The organism is Variovorax sp. ZS18.2.2 (assembly GCF_024701975.1).
GTDB lineage: Bacteria > Pseudomonadota > Gammaproteobacteria > Burkholderiales > Burkholderiaceae_C > Variovorax.
Map to the genome: position 1 here is coordinate 211,703 of NZ_JANLNM010000003.1, position 26,493 is coordinate 238,195.

Sequence of the window (26,493 nt, forward strand, 5' to 3'; positions counted from 1 at the left end):
GCTCAAAGTGAGAAGGGAAAAGCCGCGTCCTCGCGCGAAGCAAGGGTCAGCTCGGGGCGCGGAAAGGCGACCGCCTCGACCGGCCGGTTCATCGGCTCGACCAGCGCATGGCTGGCCGCATGCTCGACCCATCGCCCCTGGGTACCGTGCTCGATGCCTTGCCCATTCCAGCGGCTGAAGCTGCCCCCGCCATTGATCACCACCTCTTCTTTCGCCGTGATCGTGATGCGATTGGCGGTGTGCGTGATATCGAGCTTGGCCAGCAGATGGATGCTCTGCTGCATCGCCTTGAATTCGATGTTCGCGCCGGCCGCCACCAGCCGGATTCCCGCCTTGTACGAGAACATGCGAATGGCCTCCTTCACGCTGACGAGGAAGCTCTTGCCCGCGCTCACGCTGGTGTGGCCACCGCTCGTCAGTGCGTGATGCTCGCCGCTGGCCATGTGGGTGGACTGCGCGGTCGTGCTCTCGATGCCTGCCGGGCTGGCCAGTACGAGGTGCGGCTCGGCCAGTTCGGGGAAGCGGCCTTCGGCCCTGCTCCCACCCACCCCCTTGATCGCATCGTTCTGCGCCTTCAACGCCCGGGTCACTGCATCCTGGTCACCTGTCGCGTGGGCCTCGGCCTGCTGGGCTGCCACGGACAGGTTCTCGTGCTGCTCTCGGCTTCCCGTGAGGCGCGCCAGCGTCTCGTCCATGGACTTGATGTGGCCGTGGGCATTGGCGCGCGTCTCGGTCGATATCAACAGTCCTTCTGCGGCTCTTACGACACCATGCCCGTCGGTGCGCAGCTCGAATCCTTCGCCGCGCGGGTCCTTGCGCCCTGCGTTGTCTTCGATGCGCGTGATGTGCCCCAGGCTCAGCTGGCTGTGCAGGTGATCGGACTTGAGCTGCGCCTGGATCTTCGCGTCGGTGTCGTCCAGGATCAGGTGATTGCTGCGGCCCGCGGCACTGTTGCCGCCTTCCTTCGTCAGTTCCCTCGACCTGAACCCCGAGAGCGCCGCCTGGCCGGGCAGCACCCACGGCGGCAGGTTCGACTGGTTGTGCACGCGTCCCGTGCACACCGGCAGGTCCGGATCGCCGCCGATGAAGTCGACGATGACTTCCTGCCCGATGCGCGGAATGTGCACGCCGCCCAACTGGTTGCCGGCCCACGGCGAACTCACGCGAATCCAGCAGGTGCTGTGCTGGTTCTTCCGGCCCAGCCGGTCCCAGGGAAACTGAACCTTGATGCGGCCGAGTTCGTCGGTCCAGAGGTTCTGGCCTTCAGGTCCCACGACAACGGCAACCTGGGGGCCGTGCGTGAAAGGCTTCGAACGCGCGAGCACGGGGCGAAGCACTTCGACGACAGGATGGGCCGTCAGGTCGACGCTGATGCGCCACTGCTGCTTTCTGTCTGCCGCCGCCTCCTTGAGCTGGCTGTCCTGCGCGACGTCCTCGATGAGGAAGCGCGTCTCCAGGATCAGGTACTCGGCATTGGCGCGCTCGCTGGGGTGCTTCTCGAGCTTGAACGTGCGGCCTGCCGCCATGCCGCGCAGATTGCCGCTCGCCTGCATCCGCGCCCCGTGCGTGCGCAACGCCTGCATGCGCAACAAGGCGAACTGCTGGCCGTCGCCCTGCGGATCGTTGGCGGCCTCCGTCCCCGCCCGGGGTTGCGCATGGTGGCTGCCGGCGCTCGGGTGATGCCATTGGTAGACCTCCTGGTCGGCTTGCCCGGTCAGACGCGGCGCCTTGCGACTCGCGTCCAGGTCGGCACGAGGACGGGTGTAGTCATAGTCGCGGGTCGCATAGCGACCGCTGGTGAGCTGGTGATGGGGAACGACGCTGTGCAGGTATTCGGCGTCGGGTTTCCAGCCCGGCGGGTGGTACTCGATCCGCCGATACGCCGCGTTCTCGCTGGTGCCGTATGCGCCCATGCCGTCGCAAAGAACGAGGCGATGCTTTCCTTCGGCATGCTCGAAGTGATAGCTGATGCCCCACTCCTCGCACAGGCGACAAAAGAAATCGAAGTCGCTTTCGTTGTACTGGGTCTGGTAATCGCGGACCGGGTAGGTCTCCATCAGGCGCTTGTCGAGCGGGAAGGCGTAGTCGGCCAGCAGCGCATCGAGGATCTGCACCACGCTCAGGTTCTGAAAGATCCTGCAGTCGACGGACAAGGTGGCCAGGTGCAGCCATGGTCGCAAGCTGAGCCTGTATTGCACATGCCGCCCTTCTTCACCCCAGAAGGCCGCGTCGGTGATGAGCGCGTTGATCTCGCGCGGCGCACCTTCGTCGAGTTCGATCAGGCAGCTGATCTCTCGGCCGATGAAGTCATCGAGGTTGAAATCCGCCGCGCCGCTGGCACCGAGGTTCAGGCTGTCGGGCGTCTTGAGCAGCAGCTCGTATTCGAAGAGCTCGTTGATGCATTCCCGGCCCGACAAGCGCACTGGTTCCAGTGCCGGGCGGCCCAGAAAAACAGGAATGGCGGGGCTTTGGATTTGGAGCGTGCGTGAAGAAGGCATCGCCGCAGTGTTCCGGCTTGGCCCGAATAACACTGCGAACAATGGTCACGTGCGCTGAGCCGCGACCACAAAGGGGCGGAAAGCGGGAGATATGTCATGCCCTGGCGCGGCACGACCCGCGTCCAGGGCGACCAGACCAACCGATGCCTACCAGCGCACGCGCACCCCCAACGATCCGTTGACCGAGCTCTTGACCTTGGCATTGCCACCGGAGGACCACAGCTTGCCCACCTCGCCGTACAGACTGGTCGTGGCGCTCAGTGCCAGCGAGAAGCCGCCTGCGAGTTCCGTACTCGTCGCGCCAGTCGAGCTGGCGATGTCAGTGATGGCGGCCGGGTTCACGAACCGCGCGACGTCCGTGCCCTTCGATGTCCTGTAGACATTGAGCCGGCCATAAGGCTGCAGGGTGCCCGCGCCGGTGGCGACCTCGCCCTTGATCCGCACGCCCGCGCGCGCAATCCAGCCGTTGTCGGGACGCTGCTGCACCTGCGCGCCGAACAGCGTCACGTCGTCCAGGCTCAGGTGCTGGTGGATCAGTTGCAGCTGCGGCTCGATCTTCCAGCCACTGGCGCCCAACACGAACGCCTGCCCCACCTCCAGGGAGGCCAACAGGCTGTTGCCCTTGCCCGCGATGCCTGCACCCAACATGGGCTGCACCGTGTAGCGGTGGCGCCCGGCCTGCAGCACCGTGTCCGCGTAGAAGCCGGCGTCGCTCGTGAAAGTGCCATAGACACCCAGGTACTGACTGCGCAGGTCATTGCTGCCCACGCGCAGGTTGGCGATGCCGCTGGCGAAGCCGTCCACGCGCGCATCACCGTCGAGCTGACCGACATAGAGACCGGCGCGCCAGTTCGGCAAGGCCAACAGATCCGTGCCCGCCTGAAAGCCCGTCAGGCGACCCTTGCTGGAAGGGGAGACCGTGCCGCGTTGCTGGATGTCCAGGTCCGTGGAAAGGACACGACCCCAGGCGCGGCGATCGCCGCCGGCCAAGCCCAGGGGCTGCCCGTCTGCGTCACCCGCATCGCCTGCGCTGCGCTTGACGTCATCGTCACCCGCGCGCAGACGCGCGTTGCCCAACATCGCGAGATTGCCCTGGCGCAGTTGGCTCGGCAGCGCGGCGAGCAGCGAGGCTTCCTTGCGATAAGCGGGTAGTTGAAGTGCCGGTGCCGGTGCCGGTGCTGGTGCCGGTGCTGGTGCCGGTGCCGGTGCTGGTGCCGGTGCCGGTGCTGGTGCTGGTGCTGGTGCTGGTGCTGGTGCTGGTGCTGGTGCTGGTGCTGGTGCCGGTGCCGGTGCCGGCACCGTGGATGCGAGGTACCCACCGCCCGCAGTGGTGGTCAGTCGGTACTCGTACGCGCCCGCGTCAACGTGCCCACCTGCCAGCGAAAAAGCGTTGGCCTGGATGCTGCCGCCTTGCGCGGTGCCGATGATCTCGATGCCGTTGCCCGTGGTCAGCGCCCCCAGGCCGCCCACGTTGCTCACCTGCACCGTGGTGCTGCCGCTGGCGATGGCGCTCGCGCCGCTCAAGACGAGACGGTCCGAGACACTGGCGCTGTTGTTCAACGCCGTGGCGAGCTTGAGCGTGCCGTTCTGCCCGATCCACGGACCGGTCACGGTCAGCGTCGTGCCGGGCACGGTGCCCGACAGGGAGACCGTGCCGGCATTGGTCATGCCCGCGATGCGTTGGCTGTAGCCGGCCAGGTCCAGCATGGCTGCGCTGTTCACCGTCATGGCGCTCGCGGCGCTGAAGGTGTTGACCGCACCGGCTTGCAGCCGGCCTGCCGCGACCACGGTGGCCCCGCTGTAGGTGTTGGCACCGGTGGTGATGAGCACGCCGCTGCCGTTCTTGGTGAGCAAACCCGTGCCGCTGATGACGCCGCCCAGGGTCTCGGTAAAGGCGCCTGTGTCGATGACGGGGTCTCGGGTGCCGGTGAGCACGACGTCGTTGGACAGGCTCAGGCCGTTGGCGCTGAAGCCCAGGGTGGTGTCATCGTCCATGGACAAGGCGCCGCTGCCCAGGGCACTGCTGTGGCCGACGTTCAGCTGCCCGGCCTTGAGCGCAGTGCCGCCGCTGTAGGTGTTGGCACCGGCCAGTGTGAGCGCGCCGCTGCCGGTCTTGGCCAGGCCGCCGCTGCCGGCGATCTGGCCGGAGAACGTGGTCGAGCTGTTGTCCGCGCCGGTGGTCAGCGTGGCCGTTCCGAGTGCGACCTTGCCCGCGCCGGTCAGGGAGCCGATGGTCTGGTTGAAGTTGCCCAGGTCGAGTTGGCCCTTTGCGTCGATGAAGAAGGCACTGCGCGACGAGAAGCCGGTGGCGGAGCCAGCCTGCAGGGTACCCGCCATCACACCGGTGGGGCCGGAGTAGGTGCTGGCGCCCGACAGGGTCAACGTGCCCGTGCCCAGCTTGGCGAAGCCGCCTGAGGTGGCGCCGTCGGTGACGGCACCCGACAGGGTCAGGCCAAAGGCCTGGGTGTCGATGTTGCCGATGCCGCTGAGGGTGATCGCGTTGGCCAGCGTGAGCTTGTCGGCCGCGGCCTGCAGGGTGGTGGCATCGAACATGGCGAGCGTGCCGGTGCCCAGAGCTGTCGAAGAGCCGACCCCGAGCGTGCCACCCTGCAATTGCGTGCCACCCGAATAACTGTTGTTGCCTGTCAGCGTCAGCGTGCCTGCGCCGGACTTGACCAGACTGCCGACGTAGTCGGCGTCTGTTCTGGACAGGAGGTAGGCACCGCGTGCACCTCCAGCGTCGATGTCCGCCTGAAGTTGCGCATTGCTTGCGATGATCCTGTCGCGAGGAATATTGTTGATTACCTGCGCCAATGCGGTATCGCTGCGCCCTGCAATGAACTTGCTGAAGTCATCGGATTCGCTGTAAGGGCCGGTCCATCCCGGATGAAGAATCTCATAGAGTGCCAGAAGCTGCGCACCAACCGGGTCCGCGCTAACAGCGGCCAAGGCCGCATCGAGTTTCGCCGGCGTGTATGCACCCTTCGTGTTGGCGTCGATCGCCGCCTGGAGAAGTTTTTTTCCCTGTGCTACTGCCGTCACAAGTTCGGTGGAGGGCGCTGTCACCTCTGGAACGACCTGTTTTTGTTCTTCGAGCTTGCGCTGGATCAGCGCAGCTTCAGAAATGTTGTTGCTCCAGGTGTCGGTGATACCCGTCGTGAAGTTCGCCTTGAACACGCCGAGAAACTGACCCGGGCCGTACATGGCCTTGCTCAGGTCGGGCACTCCCCAGCCAAATTTCGCGTTCGGCACATCGACCGGACCGTCGCCCAGATGCTTGGCCGTCGTCAAAAGAATGGTGCGAACGGCCTGATTGTCCAGCGAGGGGTAGCGCTCCATCAGCACGCCTAGCGCGCCAGTCACGTGCGGCGCTGCCATCGAAGTGCCGGAGCTCTCGTCGTAGCCGGTGTCCGAACTGGAATCCAGGCTGTTGATGTCCACGCCCGGTGCCGAGACGCACCAGTACTTGGCAACGCCGCACTGGTTGCTGAAGCTCGCCAACGTGAGGTCTTTGTTCAGAGCCGCAGCTGTCACCCAGTTCTGCTCGAGTTCGGGCCTGAAATACGGCAAGGCGGAGCGCACATTGATCTGCGTCCCGCCTTTATTTCCGGCAGCCCAGACTTGCAGCACATTCGTCTCTTTCGCGACGTCGGCAGCCGCGTCCAGCCATGACTTCTTGCCCCCACCCTGGAGGCGCTCGTAGCCTGCTTTCAAGTCGGCGACCGAACTGTGCCTGTCTCTGGAATCCGGAGTGCCCCAGCTGCTGTTGATGACACGGACGCCGGCGGCTGCCAAGTTGCCGTAGGCGGCCTTGAAGTAGTTGTAATCCATGTTCACGCCATAGATCGAACCGTCCGTGCCGTTGCTGTTCGTGATGAAGTAGTCGCTGTCGAACGCGACGCCCATCATGCCCAGGCCGTTCTTCGCTCCCGCAATGGTCCCGGAGACATGGCTACCGTGGTTGTCGTTGAGCGGGTTCTTCGCGCCGGTCGTGTTGAACGTGTCCCCGGCCTTCCAGGCTTGCGAGCCGTTCTGGAATTGCGAGCCGTCATTGGCGTAAGTGCCTGTGACCGCAAGGGCCGTGGCGCCCCTCATTGCGAATTCCTGGTGCATCAACCGGAGCCCCGAATCGACCGCACCGACCTTCACACCTTTGCCACTGAAACCCAATGCATAGGCGAACTGGGCATTCATCACTCCAAGCCCCCAATCGGACTTGAACTCGGCATTGTTCGCCCAGGTCGCCACGGCGGCATTGAAGTCGTTCGTCTTCGACCCGTCGTAATTTGTATAGGCCTGTGCACCAGCCTGCATCGCCATCGCCGGCCCCAGGGCCAGGACCACAGCGCGATGAATATGACGACGCTCGAAAGACATCTTTCCGACAAGCGACTTGCCGGTTCTTGGGCTTTTTGCCATTTACTTCGCTCCCTTTTGAAACCGCATTCCAGATTTGCCGGCAGACCGCCGGATAGCGCGTGATTTCCCGTCACACACTCGAAGCTTTTACGCAACTTCTGCGCCAAGAAATCGATGGTTTTCCTGCCGGTGCACGCAGACCGAGATTCGGGAAAAGTCAAAATCCCGCACACCATGAACGACAAGCCATCTTCGCAACCTGCCCCCAGTCCAGTCCGTGCCGACAGCACCGATACCGGATTGGGGATCGTCGTCATCGACGATGTATTGCCACTCGACGAGCAACAGAAGATCCATCGATTCCTGTTGGATGGTCCCTGGTCTTATGGCTGGCGATCCAACAGCGACGATGCCGCCCAGAAGTTCTGGCACAGGCATTTCGCCGGCGCCATCAATGACCCGGGCGCCGAAGACAAAGCGCAGCAACGCGTTGCCGATTGCTCGGGCGAATTGATGAACGCAGCCCCACTCGTTCATTCCTTCTGGCAGCGACTGCAAAAGAAGATTTTTCAGGACCACGTGCTGTCGCGCTGCTATGCCAACGCGCTGCCCTATGGCGTCGAGGGCGCAACACATGCGGATTCGCCGATTCCCGGAGATTGCACCGCGGTGTACTACCCCCACGAATCGTGGCACCCGGACTGGGGCGGCGAGACACTCGTCTTCAACCAGGACTGCAGCGACATCCTGACGGCGGTCTATCCCAAGCCCAATCGCCTCTTCATCTTTCCGGGCTTCGTCAATCACGCGGCGCGCGGGGTTTCGAAGAGCTGTCCGCATGTGCGGATCACCCTCATGTTCAAGACGACGCGGAAAAGGCCGTAAGGCGAGCCGTGCGCCAGAGCGCCGCCCTGCCTCTCAGCCTCTCAGCCTCTCAGGCCGGCATATCGGTCCGCGGCAACCGCAGGTGCTTCTTCAGCGTCTCGAACACCTGCCGCGTGACCGGGTTCACCACGTGGCTGCGCACATACAGGTAGTACGCCAGGTCGGGCAATCGCGGCATGCCATCGCCCGCGCCCAGCACGCGCAGCCCCGCATCCAGTTGCTCCACGCCGCGCGCCGTCACACCCAGCCCTGCCCTGAGCGCCGCCTTGATGCCGATCAGGCTCGACGACGTGTACCGCGGCGTCCACGCCACGCCCGCCGCATCCAGCGCCTCGTGCCCGATGCGCCGGAAGATGCTCGGCCCGTCCGCCATGATCAGCGGCACCGGTTTCGTCGGATCGTGCACATAGCTCGCCGCGCACAGCCACACGGTGGGCGAGTTGCGCAGCACCACGCCCTCGAACTGCGACTGCGGATCGGCGCGGTTGGAGATGATCATGTCGACCTCGCCGCTCTTGAGCGAAGTCATCAGGTAGGGACTGCGGCCGATGTGGATGTCCAGCTGCAGCAACGGCGAGGTGCGCGCCACCTCGGCCAGCAGCAGCGGCAGCATGGTCTCGGCCACGTCGTGCGGCGCGCCGATGCGCAGGTTGCCTTCGAGCTGGCCTTGCCGCAGGCTCCGCAGCGCCTCGTCGTTGAGCGCGAGCATATGGTGCGCATAGCTGAGCAGCCGTTCGCCATGCTCGGTCAGCCGCTTCTGCCGCCCCTGCTTGATGAAGAGCGGATGGCCGATCTGCTCTTCCAACCGCTGCATCTGCTGCGTGATCGCCGACTGCGTGCGCCCCAGGTGGACGGCGGCCGCCGCAAAGCTGTGGTGGCTGACGACGGCCGCAAACGAGCGCAGCAGTTCAAGATCGAGCGTGGGCATACATTAATTTTATTGATGTGTTTCTTCTGCCGCTTGGATTGTTGCGTCACGCCACCGTCACTACAGTGAATGCACATCAAACAGGCAACCCCACTGGAGAAACCGCATGAGCACCCCCACCGAGCAACGCCGCCAAGCGGTCGAGGCATCGATCGGCGAGATGAAGAAAGCCATCGGCGGCGCTGAACCAACCCGCGACAAGCTCGATGCGGTGCTCGATTCGCTGCAAGGCCTGGCCGCCCACACCGAGTACTGGGGCGCCGCCGACTTTCCGCCGCCCGAAGCCGGCGAACACCAGGCCCGCTACCTGATCGCCGAAGACCCGGACCAGAGCTACGCGCTCTACCTGAACGTGATGCGCCCGGGCAAGAAGATCGTGCCGCACAACCACACGACCTGGGCCTGCATCGCCGCCGTCGAAGGCACCGAGCACAACCGCGTGTACGCACGCACCGACGACGGCTCCGTGCCGGGCGTCGGCAAGCTCGAAGAGACGGCGCTGGTCGTCGTCGCGCCGGGCGAACAGGGACGAGGCATCGCGCTGATGCCTGAAGACATCCACTCGGTCGAGATCCAGGGCGAGCAGGTCATTCGCCACCTGCACATGTACGGCCGCGCGCTCGAGACGCTGAACGCGCGCACCGCGTACGACATGGCTGCGGGCACTTACCAGACGATGGGCATCGGCGTGCAGACGCGCCGCTAGCCCCCGCCCTTCTTCGATCCCTCTTCTTTCATGCGAGGCGCGCGCCTTGCAGGACCTCGTTCGTCCCAACGACTTGCTCTTCATGACTTCTCACATCGACCCGAAGACCCTCAAATCCTGGCTGCACGACGGCGGCGAGATCGCTCTGCTCGATGTGCGCGAGCACGGCCAGTACGGCGAGGCGCACCTCTTCTACGGCATCCCCCTGCCTTTCAGCCGGCTCGAGGTCGATGCGCCGCGCCTCGTGCCGCGCCGCGGCGTGCGGGTGGTCGCGTATGACGATGGCGAATCGGCCGTGGCCCTGCGCTCGGCCGAGCGGCTCGCCGCACTGGGCTACACCGACGTGCACGTGCTGCAAGGCGGCGCCCCCGCGTGGAAGGCCGCGGGCTACGTGCTCTTCGCAGGCGTCAACCTGCCCTCGAAGACCTTCGGCGAACTGGCCGAGGAGACGTACCACACGCCCCGTGTCAGCGCCAACGAACTGGCCGGGATGCTCGCGCGCAAGAACAAGGTCGTGGTGCTCGATGGGCGCCCCGTCAGCGAATTCCACAAGATGAGCATCCCCGGCGCCACCTGCTGCCCCAACGGCGAACTGGCCTACCGCGTGCGGCAACTCGTGCCCGACACCACCACGCCCATCGTCATCAACTGCGCGGGCCGCACGCGCAGCATCATCGGCGCGCAGACGCTCATCAACCTCGGGCTGCCGAACCCGGTCTACGCGCTGGAGAACGGCACGCAGGGCTGGTACCTGAACGACCACACCCTCGAACACGGCGGTACGCAGCGCTATGCAGCCGACAGCGGCAACACCGACCTGCGGCCCGCGGCCAAGGCTTTGGCCGAACGCTTCGAGGTGCCCACGGTGACAGCGAAGACCGTGCAGCAATGGGCTGCGGAAACGGATCGCTCCCTGTTCCTCTGCGACGTGCGCACGCCCGAGGAGTTCGCTGTGCGCAGCCTGCCCGGCGCGCAGCACACGCCCGGCGGCCAGCTCATGCAGGCCGGCGACCAGTACTTCGGCGTGCGCGGTGCGCGGCTCGTGCTGTTCGACAACGACGGCGTGCGCGCACCGACCGTCGCGAGCTGGCTGCGGCAGATGGGGCATGACGCGAGCGTGCTCGAAGGCGGGCTCGCGAGCGGGCTGTCGCTTGCGCCTGCAGATGCGCCGACCGCGCCGGCGTTGAAGACCATCGATGCGCCAACGCTGTCTGCGCGGCTCGCTCAAGACGACGTTGCGTTGATCGACCTGCGCGGCAGCATGCAATTCCGCGCCGGCCACATCCCGCAGGGCCGCTGGTCGATCCGCCCGCGCCTCGCCGCCGACACGAAGGGCGAGTCGCGACAGATCGTGCTGGTCGCCGACGACGCTGCGCTCGCCGCATGGGCCGCCGCATCCGAGCTCCCGGGCCACGCGCCCCTGCTGCTCGAAGGCGGCATGGCCGCGTGGCGCGCGGCCGGCCTGCCCATCGAAGCCACGCCTGTGCTGCCCGCCGATGCCGACTGCATCGACTACCTGTTCTTCGTGCACGACCGCCACGACGGCAACAAGGAGGCCGCGCGCCGCTACCTCGCGTGGGAGACCGGCCTCGTTGCCCAGCTCGACGCACAGGAGCTCGCCGCTTTCAGGCTGCCCTCGGCCGCCTCGCACGCCTAGCCACCGCTTTCTTCTCGCTCGTCGTTGTCCGTTCCTATTTCAGGAGTCCTGCCATGTCGTCTGCTCTTCGCGTCTCACGTTTTGCCCGCCTTGCCGTCGCCGCCACATGGATCGCGGCGCTGGCCCTGCAGCCCGCATCGGCCGACCCGCTGCCCGCGCGCAACGGCTTCCCCTCACAGACGGTGAAGTTCATCTCGCCCTTCCCGCCCGGCGGCGGCAACGATGCGACGGCGCGGCTGGTCACCACGCGCCTGCCGGAAATCATGGGCCAGGCCGCGGTGGTCGACAACCGCGGCGGCGCAGGCGGAAACATCGGCGCCAAGACGGTGGCCGACGCCAAGCCCGACGGCTACACCGTGCTCACCTCGCAGGTGTCGATCATGGCGGTGAACCCCACGCTCTATGCCTCGGCCGGGTTCGATCCGATCAAGAACTTCATCCCGATCACGCAGATCAATGCCGCGCCGCTCGCGCTGGTGGTCGATGCCAACTCGCCGCTCAAGAGCTTTGCCGACCTTGCCACCAAAGCCAAGGCGACACCCGGCAAGGTGACCTATGCGACGCCGGGCAACGGCACGCTCTCGCACCTCGTGGGCGTGGTGCTCGCCAAGGACAACGGCATCAACATGACCCACGTGCCCTACAAGGGCGCCGGCCCCGCGCTGACCGACCTGCTCGGCGGACAGGTCGACGTGCTCGTCACTTCCACCGCCTCGGTCGCGGGCCTCGTGCAGAACGGCAAGCTGCGCGTGCTCGCCGTGACCAGCCCGCGCCGCATCGGCGTGTTCGCCAAGTCGCCGACGCTCGAAGAGCTCGGCTACGCAGGCGCGCGCTTCGAGGACTGGTACGGCTTCTTCGCGCCGGCCGGCACACCGCCCGAACGCGTGGCCTACCTGAACGAAGCCATCGTGCGCACGCTGCGCCTGCCCGAGGTGACCAAGCTGGTGAACGACGGCGGCAGCGAAGTCGTGGCCAATTCCTCAGAAGCCTTTGCTGCGCAGTTGAAGCTGGACATCGACCGGTGGTCCCGCATCGTCAAGCTCTCCGGCGCGAAGGCGGATTGACGCACCATACGGGCCTGGCCCACGCTCGATAGAACACCACCATGTCCGATTCGCACAAAGAAGACCCCGCGGCTCAAGCCCTCGACACCCGGCTCACGCGCACCGGCAAATCTCCTTCCTACTTCGGCGGCACGCCCGTCAACACGCCGCTGGTGCGCGCCAGCACCGTGCTGTTCGACAGCGTGGCCGCGATGCGCGACACCCGCGCGCGCCGGGGCGACGAGCGCGCCTTCAGCTACGGCGCGCGCGGCACGCCGACCACTTTTGCGCTCGAAGACGCGGTGAGCGAACTTGAAGGCGCGTATCGCGCGCGGCTCTTTCCAACCGGGCTCGCGGCCATCGGCATGGTGCTGCTGTCTTATCTGAAGCCGGGCGACCATGTGCTGCTGTCCGACAGCGTGTACGAGCCGACGCGCAACCTCGTGTATTCGTTCCTTGAGCCCTACGGCATTCGCAGCAGCTTCTTCGCCGCGGATGGCAACGGCATCGAAGGCCTGTTCGAGCCCACCACACGCCTCGTCTACGCCGAGTGCCCCGGCTCGCTGGTCTACGAGATGTGCGACCTGCCCAAGCTCGCTGCGCTCACGCATGCACGCGGCGCACTGCTCGCGGCCGACAACACCTGGGGATCGGGCGTGCAGTACCGGCCGCTGGCGCTGGGCGCAGACATCTCCACGATGGCCGCCACCAAGTACCTCTCGGGCCACTCCGACGTGATGATGGGCACCGTCGCCACCACGCGCGAGGCCTGGCAGCCGCTCAACGAGCGCTGCGACGCCTTCGGCATGACCGTGAGCCCCGACGATGCCTGGCTGGTGCTGCGCGGCATGCGCACGCTCTCCGCAAGGCTGCAGATGCACGAGCGACATGCGCTGGAAGTGGCGCATTGGCTCGAAACGCGGCCCGAGGTCGCGACGGTGTTCTGCCCCGCGCTGCCGCAGCACCCGGGCCACGACATCTGGAAGCGCGATTGCAGCGGCACCAACGGGCTGCTCTCGTTCGAATTCAAGCTGGGCACCGGGAACGCCGCCGTCGAGCGTTTTGTCGATGCGCTCACGCTCTTCGGCCGCGGCTCATCGTGGGGCGGCTACGAAAGCCTCGTGGCGTGGACCAACATGCGCGCCGCGCGCAGTGTGACCGACTGGAGCGCGCGCGGCGCGGTCGTGCGGCTGCACATCGGCCTGGAAGCGCCAGCCGACCTGATGGCCGACCTGGCGCAAGCGTTCACCGTCGCCAATGAGTGACTAGGGCGTAACGACCAGTGTCCCGGTGTGATAGACCGGCGTGGTCGTCCCGTTGACCGTGTAGTTGAACTTCACGCGGAACGCATAGCTCCCGGCAGGCAGGCAATTGATGATCGACAGGCCTGTGCTCGGGTCGCTCTGCGCGGTCCGCACGCAGGCCGAGTGATCCAGGAGGATGAAGAAGAGGTTCGGATCGGGGCGATAGTCGCGCAGGCTCGCCTCGATGAAGCGTCCGCGCTTTTCCACAGGAATCGCCGCTTGCTGTTCGGGCGTGTAGAGAATTTCCTCGGCCGGGCTTTGGCCAAGCGCCAGCGTCCCCTGCGACTGCGTGACCGTGATGCCGTCGGTCTTGTAGGCGACTTCGTTCGCGAGGCTCGAAGTCATCGTCAGCGGCGATGGCGCGAAGACGTAGGGCACGCCGGCGTTCTTCGTCACGTCCAGCTTCACGGTGAGTAACTTCGGCGGCACGTAGCCGGAACCGGACCGCGTCTCGAATGTGTATTCGAGCGTGTACTGCCCCGTCAGCGTGGCAGCCGGTATCTCGAGATTGAGGGTGCCTTTTCCGTCGCCGTCGTTCACCAGCGAGGACTTCACCGTCAACGGCGAGTACCCGGCGCGCAGTTCCGCCGACGACATGGGCGTCCCCTCGGCCGGGTTGATCTTCAGCGCGATCTTCTGGACATCGGCGCTGAACGGCGTGCTCACCGCGATCGAATCGCTGCCGTTGGCATCGAAGGTCGTGTTGCGCTTGACGACCACGTCGTACGGAATCTTGAACGGCACGTTGCCCAGCCGCACCGAGCAGATGCTGTCCAGGCACGCGTAGACGTTTATGTTGCCGCGGTAGACACCCGCCTTCTTCGGATTGGGCTGCACCAGCACACTCACGCCGGCTTGGCCGTTGCCGCTGAAGGGCATGACCTGGGGATTCGGCTTGAAGAGGCCGTCAGGATCTTCCAGGATCACGTAGAGCGTCTTGCCCGTCAGCACGCCGAGGTCGCCCGTCGCCGTTCCCCTCAGCATGGTGACGCCGAGACCCGCGCCGCCCTCGTAGAACTCCGCCTTGATGCTGGCGGGCGTGACGGTGGCGATGGACAGATCGACGGTGGTGAACGTCGGGCTGATCGGGAGCACCGGTCCTGTGGGCTGCGTCGGCGCGCCGCCGAGCGGCAGGCCGCCCAGCGGAAGACCGCCGCCGCCCCCTCCTCCACCACCGCCGCAAGCAGTCAACCCAATGACCACGGCGATTCCGCCGATGAAGCGCAGCAAACTGCCTCTCATATTTTTCCCTGATTTTTTGTGTGACAGACGAGACGGCAACGGACAGAGAGCTACTGTCGCGCGCCGCGCGGGAAGATACCTGCGCCCCTGCGCACCGACAACTAGGTAATTCGAACAGTGGCGTTGACCCGCGCCGAGGTCTTGCCCTACCATTCTGCCCGCGGTGCAAGCCGCGCCCGGGCCCGCGGGAAGGGTTGAACCCACTTGCTTTCGCATGCTGCCGCGCGCTCGCGCGGCGCCATTCACCAGCTCCTTTGTGCAGCCGGATTTGCGGGTCGTCGGCGCTTCATGCACGGAGGTTCATGTGAAACGCATTCCCGCTCGGCCCGATCTCGGGCATCTCAAGAAGCAAGCCAAAGAACTGCTTGCCAACTACCGCCGCGGCGACCCCGCCGCCTTCTCCCGATTCCGCGAATCCCTCCCCCTTGCCGCCGGCAAGGACGATGCGGCCGTTGCCGCGTTCGGCCTGCGCCTGCACGATGCGCAGTCGTGCCTCGCGCGCGAGTACGGCTTCGTGTCGTGGCTCGATCTTCAGGACTTCGTGCTCGCCCGCATCGCGCAGGCGAACGATCCGGCCCGCGCCGTGCTGCTCTGGCTGCGCGCCGCTTATGCGGGCGAGATCTCGGGCGGCAACAATCTTGCCAGGCCCGCGGTGGCCGCGCGCCTGCTCGAAGAAAGCCCGGGCCTCCTGGGCGATGACCCGTACCTCGCCTGCGCCATCGGCGATGCCGAGGTGCTGCGCCAGGCGATCGCGCGCGATCCGGACTGGGTCCGGCGCGCGGGCGGTCCGCTGCTGCTGCCGCCGCTCAATGCCGTCGCGTACTCCAGCCTGGTGCAGTTGCCGGCCTTTCGCGAGCGCTTGCGCATCTGCGCAAAGCTGCTGCTCGATGCCGGCGCCGATCCGAACCAGGCCATCGGCAGCCGCTGGCCGCCCGCGTCGCTCGCTGCGCCGTCCGAGACAGACCGCCTGTCCGCGCTGTACGGCGCAGCGGGACAGAACCGCGACGTGGAAATCACGCGGCTGCTGCTGGACGCCGGCGCCGACCCGAACGACGGCGAATCGCTCTATCACTCGCTCGAGGAACCCGCCTGCACGCGCCTGCTGCTGAAGGCGGGCGCGCACGTCGGCGGCACGAATGCGCTCTACCGCGTGCTCGATCTCGACCAGCTCGAATCGCTGCAGCTGCTGCTCGCCCACGGCGGCGATCCGAACGAGGCCGCGCCCGGGGAACCCTCGAGCAGTTGGGGACGGCCGCTGCTGTGGGCCATTCGGCGGCGGCGCTCGGCCGCGCACATCGAGGCGCTGCTGGACGCAGGCGCCGATGCGTCGGCGCGCACGCCCGAAGGCATCGATGCACACACGCTGGCGTTGCGCTTCGGGCTGACGGAGGTGGCGCAACTGCTCGCGCAACGGACCGGCGGCGATGCGCTGTTGCCACTCGACGAGCAATTCGTCGCCGCGTGCGCGCGCGGCGATGGGCCCACCGCACAGCGCCTCAAGCAAGAACATCCAACGGTGCTTTCCACGCTGTCTCCCGCGCAACTTCGCCTGCTGCCCGAACTGGCCGCGCAGCCGGGCTGCGGCGAGGCCGTACAGCTCATGGTCGAACTCGGCTGGCCGATCACCACGACCGGCGGCGATTGGGACGGCTCGGCGCTGAACCAGGCGGTGTTCCGCGGCGACGCGGCGCTCGCGCGTTTCCTGCTCGCGCACGGCGCCACCTGGACCGAGCGGCACGGCTTCGGCGACAACGTCCGCGGCTCGCTGTCGTGGGCCTCGCTCAACCGGCCCACCGACGATGGCGACTGGGTCGGCTGCGCCGAGGCGCTGGTCGCACACGGCATGCCCACCGTGCAGCCCGACCCGGGCGGCTCGGACGGCGTGATCGTCGATGGGCAACTCACATGGTTCTCCGACGAGGTGACCGACTACCTGCTCAGCGCGTCCAGGGCGCCCTGAAGCGCAACGAGCGGGCCGCTCGTGCCCGCTCGCTTCACGTCAATCAATCGCAAGCGCTCGCGCCCACCGGCGAATTGCGCAAGCGATTGAGAAACGTGAGCTGCACCTTCGCGGTTTCACTGCCCTGCATCGCGGCCTGCCGCATCCACTGGCGCGCCTCGCAGCGGTCCGCGCGCACCGACATGCCGTAGAGCACCGGCCCGGTGAGCAGCACCATGCCGAGCATTTCCTGCGCTTCGGCATCGCCCTGCGTGGCGGCCTCGCGCAGTTGCACGAGCATCGTGCGGTAGTCGCGGGCGGTCTGGGCTTCGAGCGCGAGTTGGAAGCGCTGCGCCGCATGCAGCTCGAGGCTGCGGTCCGACGGGCCCGCCGCGGCGAACGCCGCCATGAGGCAGAGCACGCCCGAGAGAAAGATGCGCCAGCGCAGCGACCAGCTCGCGAGCTGGCTGAGTTCGGATGCCATCGACGTTCTCCTCATGTCATTGATGAGGAGCCATCGTGGCCTCGCGCGCGCCAAAAGAAAAACTGGAATTCGCGCAGGGCGCCTCAGCCGGCGCCTGAGGCTTGCCATCCCCGACGCGGGCTCATGTGAATTGGCGATCAGCCCTAAAAAGCCATTCGGGCTGAGCTTGTCGAAGCCTCGCGCGGCGCTTCGACAGGCTCAGCGTGAACGGATTTATCTTTTCGAACGCAACTTGGGATCAGAACTTCGCGGTCAGCGCCACCTGCAGCTCGCGTCCCGGCCCCGGCATGATCAGGTTGTCCACGCTGCCGTGCGCGGACACGTAGTACTTCCTGCCTGTGATGTTCTTCAGGTTCACCGAGAGCTCGTAGCGCTCGGTCCTGTAGCTGGCCGCCAGGTCGCCGGTGACGTAGGAAGGCAGCGTCACCAGGTTGGTGAGCGAGGCATAGCGCGCAGCCACATAGTTCACGCCGCCGCCCGCGCTCAGGCCGTTGCCCAGGTCCTTCATGAGCCACACGAAGGCCGAGTGCCGTGGCGTGAGCGCCGCCACCTTGCCCTGCACCGGTATCGCGGCGCCCACGGGCAATTGCAGCGCGTTCACCGTGGCCAGCGACTTGGTCATGCGGCCGTCGAGGTATGCATAGCCCGCGCTGACGTCCCAGCGCCCCGGCAGCTTGCCGGCCAGCGCGAGCTCCATGCCGTTGGTGCGCTGCGTGCCCACGTTGATCTGCCGCTGCGGGTTGGCCGGGTCGGTGTTCTTCATGCCCGAACGCTCCAGGTTGAAGAGCGCCGTGGTGAGGTTGAGCGCGCCGTCCAGGAAGTCGAACTTGGCGCCGATCTCCTTGTTCACCGTGATCTCGGGTTCGTTGGCCGCGTTGTTGGCCGACAGCGCGAAGGTCTCGGCCGATGGCTGGAAGGAGCGGCTGTACGACACGTAGTACGACTGCGCGTCAGTCGGCTGCCAGACCAGGCCCGCGCGCGGGCTGAACTTGCGGTCGGTGCGCGACATCGGCGCGAGCGAGCGTTCGAACGAGGTCTCCTGATCGAACACGTCATAACGCCCGCCGACCAGCGCCTTCCATTGCGGCGCCAGCGTGATCTGGTTCTGCGCGTACAGCGCGGCCGTCTTGAAGGTGGAATTGCTCGGAATCGCGCTCGTGGCCTGGTAGCTCGCGAACGGAATGGGCGCGGGCACGGCCACCGGATTCAGGATACTCACGCGCTCGTAGCCGGTGGCCGTCGACACCGAGTACAGGCGCTTGTCCTGCTTGCCGAATTCGGCGCCGACCAGCCACTCCTGCTTCAAGCCGCCGAGGTCGTTGCGCCAGGTCAGGTCGGTCTGGTTGAACCAGCCGCTCTCGTCGCGGTCGACAAAGCCGCGCGTGCGGCCCACGGTCATGCGCACCGGGTCAGTGGTGCCGCTGGGCAGGGTGTTGAAGCGGTCGAGCTTGTAGCTGGAATAGCGGGTGGTGTTGCGCAGGCTCAGCGCGTCGCTGAAGCGATGGTTCAGCGTGGCGGTGAAGGACTGCACCCGCGTCGTGGTGGTGTCGTCGCGCCTGGCGAGCGCCGAGCCGTAGTAGGTGCCGATGGGCACGTTCACTGGCCGGCCGTTGAGGGCCGGAATGCCGAAGTCGGTCAGGCGCTGGTCGTAGGCGTGGGTGTACTGCAGCAGCAGGTCGGTCTGCGGGCTGAACTTCATCGCGAGCGAGGGCGCGATGTTGTAGCGGTCGATGAACTGCTGGTCGCGGTAGCTGCCCGATTTCTCGCGCGCGACGTTCAGGCGGAACGCCATGTTCTCTCCGATGGGCCGGTTGAGGTCGGCCGTGAGCCGCTTGAAGTCGTTGTTGCCCAGGCCGAGCGAGACCTCGCCGAAGGGGCGCTCGAAGATCGGCTTCTTCGTCACGCGGTTGATCAGCCCGCCCGACGAGCCCCGGCCGTACAGCACGGCAGCCGGCCCCTTGAGCACTTCGATGCGCTCGGTGTCCGACAGGTCGCGAAAGTACAGCGCATCGTCGCGCACGCCATCCACGAACCAGTCGGCGATGGCGCTGAAGCCGCGGATCACCACCTGGTCGCGCTGGCCGTCGCCGGCATTGAAGGAAACGCCGGGCGCATTGCGCAGCGCGTCCTGCATCGAGGTCGCGCCCTGGTCGCGCAAGAGCTGCGCGGGCAGCACGTTCACCGCCTGCGGAATGTCGCGCAACGGCGCAGAGCCCTTGGTGGCGGTGCTGCTGACGGAGGGCGCGTAGCCTGCGTCCTGCTCGGCGTTGACGGTCACCTCCTTGAGCGCCGTGCCACTTTGCGCCTGCGCGGCGCAGTGCAGAACAGCGAGGGCGGCGAGGACCGCGACAGGCAGGGGCTGGGGGCGCAGGCGGGGCGCGCGCAAACGGACGGGCATCGGTTTCTTTCAGGGCGATATAAAAAATCGCGAAGCGACATGCCGTCTCGCCATCCATCGGATGACGAAACGCATGGGCCCTGCCTGGAGAAATCTGGGTTGGGTTCCCTTGCCGATCCGGACCGGCGCAGCGGCCGGGGGATCGGTGAAGGGGGTCGCATCGCGCGACCCGCGGATTGTATATATCCGTATTACACGGTCAGCTGCCGGTCAGCCCGCAATCCATCAATTGGCGCTCAGGTCCATCAGCATGCGCGACAGCAGGTAGACCCGCGGCACCACGCTCTCGACCTCGGCGTATTCCTCCGGCGTGTGGATGCCACCGCCCACGATGCCGAAGCCGTCGAGCACCGGCACGCCCACGCCGGCCACCAGGCTCGCGTCGGCCGCGCCGCCGCTGCTCTCGATGGTGAGCTTCTTGCCGATCTCGGCGTAGATGCCCTCGGCCATCTTCACCAGCTTGTCCGATGCGGGCGAGCGCGGCATCGGCGGCAGGCCGCGCACGAGGCGCACGCGCACTTCGGTCTCGGGGATCAGCTTGTTCTGCGAGATGCGGACGAGGTCCTTCTCGACGCGGTCGAACTCCTCGGGGGTGGCCACGCGCACGTCGCCCTTGGCGCTCGCGGTGGCGGGAATCACGTTGGTCGCGCCGTTGGCCGTGAGCACGGTGAAGTTGACCGTGGTCTTCTTCGCGGCATCCGCCGTCTTGGACAGCTGCAGCACCTGGTGCGCCACTTCCATCGCGGCGTTGCGGCCGGTTTCGGGCGCGACGCCCGCGTGCGCGGCCCGCCCCGTCACCTCGACGAGCGCGGTGGCCGAGCCCTTGCGCTCCACCACGAGGCCGTCGGCCGGGCGGCCCGGCTCCAGGTTCAGCGCCACGTCGTGCTGCTTGGCCACGCGCTCGATGAGCGCGGTGGTGCCGACCGAGCCCATCTCCTCGTTCGTGTCGATGAGGAAGGTGATCTGCCCGTAGTCCTTGAAGCCGATCTTCTGCAGCACCTTCAGCGCCTGCAGCCCGGCGACGACGCCGCCCTTGTTGTCCATCACGCCCGGGCCGTAGGCGCGGCCGTCCTTGATGTAGAACGGCTTGGCTGCGGCGGTGCCGTCCTTGAACACGGTGTCGATGTGGGCAAGGATCAGGATCTTCTTCTTGCCCTGCCCCGTCAGCGTGGCGACCACGTTGGTGCCGGGGTGCGGATCGGCCGGAAAGGTCTCGATGCGCGCGCCGAGCTGGCGCAGTTCCTCGACGGCGATCTCGCGCACCTTGGCGAGCCCGTCGGTGACGGTCGTGCCGGAGTCAATGTTGACCATGCGCTCCAGCAGTTTCAGCGCCTCGTCCTTCTGCTGCGTGGACGCATCCAGCGCACCCTGGTGCGGCTTCTGGGCCATGGCATTGCCGGCCCACAGCGCACAGGCGAGCACCACGCCGTGGCAGGCGGTGCGCAGCGGCGCGCGGTTCTTGGTGAGGGATGGGCGCTTGGGAAAAGTCATAGGGTCCGTTTCTGTTGTTCGTTCGATGTGCGGCATCAGCCCGGCACGAAAAAGAAAGCCTGCTCCTCGCGGGCGGAGCAGGCTATCACCCGCATTCCGCGCGGGTCAAGCGAACGACATACGGATCAGCCCTAGCAGCAACGCCCTTTACCCGCCCCGTACCGCGCCTCCAGCCGCTCGCGGAAGAAAGCCTCGTAGCTCATCGGCGACCGGTCCGGGTGCGTGGCCGCCATGTGGGTCAGGTAGGCGTCGTAGTCGGGCAGGCCGACCATCAGTCGCAGCGACTGCTTGAGCGAGCGGGCGAAGTAGCGGCCGGCTTCGGGCAATGCGAGGGCCATGTGCGTGCTCAGTGCGCCGCCGCAGCCGATGCGCCGGCCGGCTCGAACGGCGTCTCCTGCGTGGTCGGCCGGTTGGCCGCGCGCGCCGCGAGACAGGCCTTGATGCTGTAGACCAGCACGCTCAGCACCACGAACATGAAGAGCGCGCACAGCGCCGCGTCGAGGCGGTCGTTGAAGACGATGCGCGACATCGCCTCGGGCGTCTTCGCCGGCGCCACCAGCACGCCGTTGGCCAGGCCTTCGGTGTACTTGGCCGCGTGCGAGAGGAAGCCGATCTTCGGGTCCGCCGAGAAGATCTTCTGCCAGCCCGCCGTGAGCGTGCAGGCCAGGAGCCACACGGCCGGCGCGATGGCCACCCACGCATAGCGTTCGCGCTTCATGCGGAACAGCACCACCACGCCGAGCAGCAATGCGACGGCCGCGAGCATCTGGTTCGAAATGCCGAAGAGCGGCCACAGCGTGTTGATGCCGCCCAGCGGATCGACCACGCCCTGGTAGAGAAAGTAGCCCCAGGCCGCCACGCACAGCGCCGTCGCCACGAGGTTGGCTGGCAGCGAATCGGTGCGCTTGAGCGCAGGCACGAAGCTGCCCAGCAAGTCCTGCAGCATGAAGCGGCCCGCGCGGGTGCCGGCGTCCACTGCCGTGAGGATGAAGAGCGCCTCGAAGAGGATCGCGAAGTGGTACCAGAAGGCCATCATGGCCTGCCCGCCGATCACCTGGTGGAGGATGTGGGCCATGCCCACGGCCAGCGTTGGCGCGCCGCCTGCACGGCCGAGGATGGTGGTCTCGCCCACGTCCTTGGCGGTCTGCAGCAGCATCTCGGGCGTGATCACGAAGCCCCAGCTCGAGATGGTCTGCGCGGCCTGCTGCGCGGTGCTGCCGACCAGCGCGGCCGGGCTGTTCATCGCGAAGTAGATGCCCGGCTCGATGCACGAAGCCGCCACCAGCGCCATCACCGCGACGAACGACTCGGCCAGCATGCCGCCGTAGCCGATGAAGCGTGCATGGCGCTCGTTGTCCAGCATCTTGGGCGTGGTGCCCGAGGAGATGAGCGCATGAAAGCCCGACACCGCGCCGCAGGCGATGGTGATGAAGAGGAACGGGAACAAACTGCCCGACCACACCGGCCCGCCGCCCTGTGCGAACTGCGTGATGGCCGGCATCTGCATCGTCGGCATCACGAACATGATGCCGATGGCCAGCGCGATGATCGTGCCGATCTTCAGGAAGGTCGAGAGGTAGTCGCGCGGTGCAAGCAGCAGCCACACCGGCAGGCTCGCGGCGACGAAACCGTAGCCCACCAGCATCCAGGTGAGCGCCTTGCCGTCGAAGGTGAAGAGCGGCGCCCATTCGGCGCTCTGGCTCACGGCCTGGCCGCCGAAGATGGCGAGCATCAGCAGCACGAAGCCGATCAGCGAGACCTCGCCGATGCGCCCCGGGCGAATGAACCGCAGGTACACGCCCATGAACAGCGCCACCGGCACCGTGGCCGCCACCGTGAAGGTGCCCCACGGCGATTCGGCCAGCGCCTTCACCACGATCAGCGCCAGCACCGCCAGGATGATGATCATGATCATGAAGGTGCCGAAGAGCGCGATCATCCCGGGCACCACGCCCATCTCCTGCTTGACGAGGTCGCCCAGCGAACGGCCGTCGCGCCGCGTGGAGATGAAGAGAATGATGAAGTCCTGCACGGCCCCCGCGAACACCACGCCCGCAAGAATCCACAGCAGGCCGGGCAGATAGCCCATCTGCGCCGCAAGCACCGGGCCCACCAGCGGGCCCGCACCCGCAATGGCCGCGAAGTGGTGGCCGAACAGCACGTTCTTGTCGGTCGGCACATAGTCCAGGCCGTCGTTGTGGCGGTGCGCGGGCGTCTTGCGGTTGCCATCCAGGCCCAGCACCTTGTCGGCGATGAAGAGGCTGTAGTAGCGGTAGGCGATCAGGTAGGTGCAGATCGCGGCCGCCACCACCCAGAGGGCGTTGACGCTTTCACCACGGGTCAGGGCCACGGTGCCGAGCGCGAATGCGCCGACCACGGCCACGACCAGCCACACCAGGTGGCGGCGGATGCTGTGCATGCGGATGTCTCCTCGATATTGGAACCGAGGAGTTTTGCCTTATGGCGGCCCGCTGCCATCCGTCAGACCGCGTGGGGCGGCTGCGTGGCTTTGCGTAATGGAAAACCCGGATTCTGAAAATCCGGCGTCGGAAAACCCGGACTCAGGGCCGCCGCGCCTGCGTCGGCTGGCGCGACCAGTAGACGCCATCGAGCCGGTCGAGCCGCACCTCGCCACCAGTCGATGGCGCATGCACGAAGCGCCCGTCGCCGACGTAGATGCCCGCATGCGACGGCGACGAGTTGCCGAAGAGCACGAGGTCGCCGGAACGAATCTCCGACATCGCCACAGCCTGGCCGAACGAAGCCATGCGCGCCACCGTGCGCGGCGGCACCTTCCCCAGGCTGCTGCGGTACACATAGCCGATGAGCCCGCTGCAATCGAAGCCGCCCTCGGGCGTGTTGCCGCCGTAGCGGTACGGCGTGCCGACAAGGCCCAGCGCGTGGATCGTGATGCTGTTCGACTGCTCGGTCGTGAGCGGCGGGATGCTGGAGACGGGTGGCTGTCTCTGCGGCGTGGGTGGACTCGCACAACCCACCATCAGCAGGAAGAGGCTCATCGAAAGCAGTCGGAACAGCGGCATGCGGGAACGTTGCGTTGGCGCGGTGGTGTCGGGCATGTGGGAGCAGCGGGTCTTGTGGACGTGGGCAGACTTTAGCGGCCCGGCTGCCCCGCCTCGCCGAGCATCCATTCGCGAAAGGCGAGAACACGCGGGTCTTCGGCGCTGCCTTCGGGGTAGACCAGGTGATAGGCATGGCCGGGCGCCACGCCGATGCCGATGTCGAACAACCTCACCAGCCGGCCCTCGGCGAGGTCGTTGGCGATCATGGCCAGGTCCGCAAGGCCGACCGCGCCGCCCTCGACAGCCGCCTGCACCACATGGCTCGAGTCGGGAAACGCAAGGCAGCGGCTGTCATCGAAATCATCGATGCCGGCCTCGGCCATCCACATGCGCCAGTTGGGCCAGACCATCTCGTCGGTCTTCCAGTCGAGGTGGCAGAGCGTGTGATGGAACAGGTCTTGCGGTTCTTTCAGGCGAGGCCCGGTCTCGAGCAGATTCGGGCTGCAGACCGGCGCGATGACCATGTCGAACAGGCGGTGCGACAGCGCATGTTCATGACGGCCGTTGCCGAAGCGGATCGCCACGTCGACATCGTCGGCATCGAAATCGCGCACCTGGTCGGTGATGTCGAAGGACAGTTCCACGTCCGGGTGCGCGGCCTTGAAGCGCGGGAGCCGGGGCAGCAGCCAGTTCGCGGCGAACCGTGCGCTCAGCGAGATGCGCAGATGCGCCGAGCCCCGCGTCATTCGCCGCGCACGGCCCGCGGCGCGCTGCAGCGAATCGAGCGCATCGGCGGCGGCCTCGAACAGCACGGCGCCGGCCGGCGTGAGCTGCATGCTGCGGCTGGTGCGCGTGAACAGCACCACGCCCAGCTGGTCCTCGATTTCCTTGACCTGGTAGCTGACCGCCGCCGGCGTCAGCCCCACCTCGTCGGCAGCGCGGGTGAAGTTCAGGTGCCGCGCGGCCGCCTCGAAGGTCCGCAGGGCGCGCGTTCCCGGCAGCATGCGCTTCGTCATCGTCGTCATCGATCTTCAAGCCCTGTTTGATGGTTCATCGAGAACTGCTCGTTTCCCAAAGTTCGCTCGCGCGGAAATGATCAAGCGCTGGACAACAACCAACGAATGACGATCGGAGCGAATGCATGTCTGCCAGCTTGACCTCGTGCGAGAAACCACCGGAGACCCGCGACCTGCCCTGGACGGCGCGGATGTGGATCGCGCTTTTCATCTTCAGCGGGGTGATTCTGCTCGACGGCCTCGACATCTCGATGATCGCCGTGGCAATCCCCGAGATCCAGCAGGCGTTCGGCATCGGCGCCGCCACCGCGCAGTGGCTGGTCGGCGCCTACATCCTGGCCTTCGGCGGCTTCCTGCTGCTGGGCGGGCGCTGCGCCGACCTGTTCGGCCGGCGGCGCGTGCTTGTGACCGGGCTGGCCGTGTTCGCGCTGGTGTCGGTGCTCGGCGTGTTCGCGAACGATGCGTTCCTCTTGATCGTCTCGCGCTTCGTGAAGGGCATGGCCGCGGGCTTCACCGGGCCGGCCGCCATGTCGCTGCTGACCACCACCTTTGCCGAGGGGCCGCAGCGCAACAAGGCCTTCGGCATCTTCAATCTCTTCGAGGCATCGGGGTACTCGTCGGGGCTGCTGATCGGCGGGCTGCTCGCGGGGTTGAACTGGCGCTACATCTTCGTGCTGCCGATTCCGGTCGCCGTGCTGCTGTTGATTGCCGCGCTGCGCTTCCTGCCGCCGGACCCGCCGCGCACCGAGCGGCTGCGGCTCGACATCGGCGGCGCCGTGACGCTGGTGGCGGGGATGCTGCTGCTGGTCTTCACCGTGGTCTCCGCGGAGGAGGCGGGCTGGGCGTCGCTGCGGACCCTTGGCGGGTTCGCCTTGTCCGTGCTGCTGCTCGTCGGCTTCGTGGTCATCGAGCGCAATGCGACGCAGCCGCTGATCCGCCTCGGCATCTTCCGCAACCGCAGACTGGTCGCAGCCAACGTCAGCGCCGCGTTGCTGTACGGCGGCGCGATGGGCTTCCAGTTTTTGATTGCGCTGTACCTGCAGAACATCCAGGGCTGGAAGCCGTGGCAGATGGCGCTGGTGCTGCTGCCGGCGGGGCTCATGGTGGTCCTCATCGGGCCGAAGATCGGCGCGCTGATCGGCCGGTTCGGCGTGGGCAAGGTGCTGCTGGTCGGTCTCGCGGCGTTCGTGCCGTGCTACCTGCTGATGCTGCGCATCGGGCCGGAGCCGGACCTGTGGGGCGTGCTGCTGCCCGCTTCGGTGCTGTGGGGCGTGGGCTTTGCGCTGAGCATCTCGGCGCTGATGGTCGCGGGCACCAATGGCGTGGTCGATGAGGAGCAAGGGCTTGCGGCCGGGCTGCTCAACAGTTCGCTGCAGGTGGGTGGGGCCTGCGGGCTCGCGGTGGTCACCGCGGCGATCGCGCCTGCGACGCAACTGACGATGCTCTATCCGGGCGTGGTGGCCATCCTGGTGCTTGCGGTGCTGACGTTGCTGGCGCAGCTGATACGCAAGTAGAGGCGCCGC

At 66.7% G+C, this 26,493-nt stretch carries 18 protein-coding genes; 7 read left to right on the forward strand and 11 right to left on the reverse strand.

Annotated features, from left to right (window positions below; translation table 11 throughout):
* Nucleotides 1-2: 2 nt before the first annotated feature.
* Both NU688_RS14750 and NU688_RS33970 read right to left on the reverse strand, forming a co-directional pair.
* A complete protein-coding gene (locus NU688_RS14750) occupies nt 3-2,498 on the reverse strand; it encodes a type VI secretion system Vgr family protein (protein ID WP_257861430.1) in 2,496 nt (831 codons plus the stop codon).
* A 147-nt stretch (nt 2,499-2,645) separates the two neighbouring features.
* Nucleotides 2,646-6,842 (reverse strand): autotransporter outer membrane beta-barrel domain-containing protein, encoded by a 4,197-nt coding sequence (locus NU688_RS33970; RefSeq protein ID WP_308340306.1) that lies wholly within the window; start codon nt 6,840-6,842, stop codon nt 2,646-2,648.
* A 249-nt stretch (nt 6,843-7,091) separates the two neighbouring features.
* Between NU688_RS33970 and NU688_RS14765 the strand changes: the two genes are divergently transcribed.
* Nucleotides 7,092-7,742 carry a 2OG-Fe(II) oxygenase gene (locus NU688_RS14765; RefSeq protein ID WP_257861431.1) on the forward strand — a complete coding sequence of 217 codons (651 nt, stop codon included), beginning with the start codon at nt 7,092-7,094 and terminating at the stop codon, nt 7,740-7,742.
* Nucleotides 7,743-7,791: 49 nt separating this feature from the next.
* Here the strand turns inward: NU688_RS14765 and NU688_RS14770 are convergent, their stop codons facing one another.
* Complete coding sequence (locus NU688_RS14770; protein ID WP_257861432.1) at nt 7,792-8,670, reverse strand: LysR substrate-binding domain-containing protein; 879 nt, start codon at nt 8,668-8,670, stop codon at nt 7,792-7,794.
* A 106-nt stretch (nt 8,671-8,776) separates the two neighbouring features.
* On the opposite strand from NU688_RS14770, the gene NU688_RS14775 reads away from it, so the two are divergent.
* From NU688_RS14775 to metC, 4 genes are all read left to right on the forward strand, one after another.
* A complete protein-coding gene (locus NU688_RS14775) occupies nt 8,777-9,376 on the forward strand; it encodes a cysteine dioxygenase family protein (RefSeq protein ID WP_257861433.1) in 600 nt (199 codons plus the stop codon).
* 82 nt (nt 9,377-9,458) lie between these two features.
* Complete coding sequence (locus tag NU688_RS14780) at nt 9,459-11,033, forward strand: rhodanese-like domain-containing protein (protein ID WP_257861434.1); 1,575 nt, start codon at nt 9,459-9,461, stop codon at nt 11,031-11,033.
* A gap of 53 nt (nt 11,034-11,086) precedes the next feature.
* Nucleotides 11,087-12,097, forward strand: coding sequence for a tripartite tricarboxylate transporter substrate binding protein (locus tag NU688_RS14785; RefSeq protein WP_257861435.1), 1,011 nt, complete (start codon nt 11,087-11,089; stop codon nt 12,095-12,097).
* Between the two features lie 41 nt (nt 12,098-12,138).
* Nucleotides 12,139-13,341, forward strand: coding sequence for a cystathionine beta-lyase (metC, locus tag NU688_RS14790; protein ID WP_257861436.1), 1,203 nt, complete (start codon nt 12,139-12,141; stop codon nt 13,339-13,341).
* Here metC and NU688_RS14795 read toward each other — a convergent pair whose 3' ends face one another.
* Nucleotides 13,342-14,622: a hypothetical protein gene (locus NU688_RS14795; protein ID WP_257861438.1), complete on the reverse strand. Its 1,281-nt coding sequence runs from the start codon at nt 14,620-14,622 to the stop codon at nt 13,342-13,344.
* Nucleotides 14,623-14,926: 304 nt separating this feature from the next.
* Here NU688_RS14795 and NU688_RS14800 point away from each other — a divergent pair, with 304 nt between their 5' ends.
* The gene (locus NU688_RS14800) at nt 14,927-16,582 is read left to right on the forward strand and encodes a hypothetical protein (RefSeq protein ID WP_257861439.1); all 1,656 of its coding nucleotides are present in this window, start codon (nt 14,927-14,929) and stop codon (nt 16,580-16,582) included.
* A 43-nt stretch (nt 16,583-16,625) separates the two neighbouring features.
* On the opposite strand, the gene NU688_RS14805 is transcribed toward NU688_RS14800, so the two are convergent.
* The 7 genes from NU688_RS14805 to gcvA all read right to left on the reverse strand — a co-directional run bounded on the left by NU688_RS14805 (nt 16,626) and on the right by gcvA (nt 24,979).
* On the reverse strand, nt 16,626-17,045 hold the full coding sequence (locus NU688_RS14805) for a sel1 repeat family protein (RefSeq protein ID WP_257861440.1): 420 nt from the start codon (nt 17,043-17,045) through the stop codon (nt 16,626-16,628).
* A gap of 238 nt (nt 17,046-17,283) precedes the next feature.
* Nucleotides 17,284-19,443 (reverse strand): TonB-dependent siderophore receptor, encoded by a 2,160-nt coding sequence (locus NU688_RS14810; RefSeq protein ID WP_257861441.1) that lies wholly within the window; start codon nt 19,441-19,443, stop codon nt 17,284-17,286.
* Nucleotides 19,444-19,668: 225 nt separating this feature from the next.
* Nucleotides 19,669-20,934, reverse strand: a complete 1,266-nt coding sequence (locus NU688_RS14815) for a glutamate carboxypeptidase (protein ID WP_257861442.1) — start codon at nt 20,932-20,934, stop codon at nt 19,669-19,671.
* Nucleotides 20,935-21,065: 131 nt separating this feature from the next.
* Nucleotides 21,066-21,272 (reverse strand): YbdD/YjiX family protein, encoded by a 207-nt coding sequence (locus tag NU688_RS14820; protein WP_257861443.1) that lies wholly within the window; start codon nt 21,270-21,272, stop codon nt 21,066-21,068.
* A gap of 8 nt (nt 21,273-21,280) precedes the next feature.
* The gene (locus tag NU688_RS14825; RefSeq protein ID WP_257861444.1) at nt 21,281-23,353 is read right to left on the reverse strand and encodes a carbon starvation CstA family protein; all 2,073 of its coding nucleotides are present in this window, start codon (nt 23,351-23,353) and stop codon (nt 21,281-21,283) included.
* A gap of 142 nt (nt 23,354-23,495) precedes the next feature.
* On the reverse strand, nt 23,496-24,011 hold the full coding sequence (locus tag NU688_RS14830; protein WP_257861445.1) for a C40 family peptidase: 516 nt from the start codon (nt 24,009-24,011) through the stop codon (nt 23,496-23,498).
* A gap of 35 nt (nt 24,012-24,046) precedes the next feature.
* Nucleotides 24,047-24,979: a transcriptional regulator GcvA gene (gene gcvA, locus NU688_RS14835; RefSeq protein WP_374684651.1), complete on the reverse strand. Its 933-nt coding sequence runs from the start codon at nt 24,977-24,979 to the stop codon at nt 24,047-24,049.
* Between the two features lie 116 nt (nt 24,980-25,095).
* Here gcvA and NU688_RS14840 point away from each other — a divergent pair, with 116 nt between their 5' ends.
* On the forward strand, nt 25,096-26,484 hold the full coding sequence (locus tag NU688_RS14840; RefSeq protein WP_257861447.1) for an MFS transporter: 1,389 nt from the start codon (nt 25,096-25,098) through the stop codon (nt 26,482-26,484).
* Nucleotides 26,485-26,493 lie beyond the last annotated feature (9 nt).

Bases quoted from the DNA above. Each gene is read 5' to 3' on its own strand.
- NU688_RS14750 (WP_257861430.1), bottom strand. From the start codon at position 2,498: ATGCCTTCTTCACGCACGCTCCAAATCCAAAGCCCCGCCATTCCTGTT.
- NU688_RS14765 (WP_257861431.1), top strand. From the start codon at position 7,092: ATGAACGACAAGCCATCTTCGCAACCTGCCCCCAGTCCAGTCCGTGCC.
- NU688_RS14770 (WP_257861432.1), bottom strand. From the start codon at position 8,670: ATGCCCACGCTCGATCTTGAACTGCTGCGCTCGTTTGCGGCCGTCGTC.
- NU688_RS14775 (WP_257861433.1), top strand. From the start codon at position 8,777: ATGAGCACCCCCACCGAGCAACGCCGCCAAGCGGTCGAGGCATCGATC.
- NU688_RS14780 (WP_257861434.1), top strand. From the start codon at position 9,459: ATGACTTCTCACATCGACCCGAAGACCCTCAAATCCTGGCTGCACGAC.
- NU688_RS14785 (WP_257861435.1), top strand. From the start codon at position 11,087: ATGTCGTCTGCTCTTCGCGTCTCACGTTTTGCCCGCCTTGCCGTCGCC.
- metC (WP_257861436.1), top strand. From the start codon at position 12,139: ATGTCCGATTCGCACAAAGAAGACCCCGCGGCTCAAGCCCTCGACACC.
- NU688_RS14795 (WP_257861438.1), bottom strand. From the start codon at position 14,622: ATGAGAGGCAGTTTGCTGCGCTTCATCGGCGGAATCGCCGTGGTCATT.
- NU688_RS14805 (WP_257861440.1), bottom strand. From the start codon at position 17,045: ATGGCATCCGAACTCAGCCAGCTCGCGAGCTGGTCGCTGCGCTGGCGC.
- NU688_RS14810 (WP_257861441.1), bottom strand. From the start codon at position 19,443: ATGCCCGTCCGTTTGCGCGCGCCCCGCCTGCGCCCCCAGCCCCTGCCT.
- NU688_RS14815 (WP_257861442.1), bottom strand. From the start codon at position 20,934: ATGACTTTTCCCAAGCGCCCATCCCTCACCAAGAACCGCGCGCCGCTG.
- NU688_RS14820 (WP_257861443.1), bottom strand. From the start codon at position 21,272: ATGGCCCTCGCATTGCCCGAAGCCGGCCGCTACTTCGCCCGCTCGCTC.
- NU688_RS14825 (WP_257861444.1), bottom strand. From the start codon at position 23,353: ATGCACAGCATCCGCCGCCACCTGGTGTGGCTGGTCGTGGCCGTGGTC.
- NU688_RS14830 (WP_257861445.1), bottom strand. From the start codon at position 24,011: ATGCCCGACACCACCGCGCCAACGCAACGTTCCCGCATGCCGCTGTTC.
- gcvA (WP_374684651.1), bottom strand. From the start codon at position 24,979: ATGACGACGATGACGAAGCGCATGCTGCCGGGAACGCGCGCCCTGCGG.
- NU688_RS14840 (WP_257861447.1), top strand. From the start codon at position 25,096: ATGTCTGCCAGCTTGACCTCGTGCGAGAAACCACCGGAGACCCGCGAC.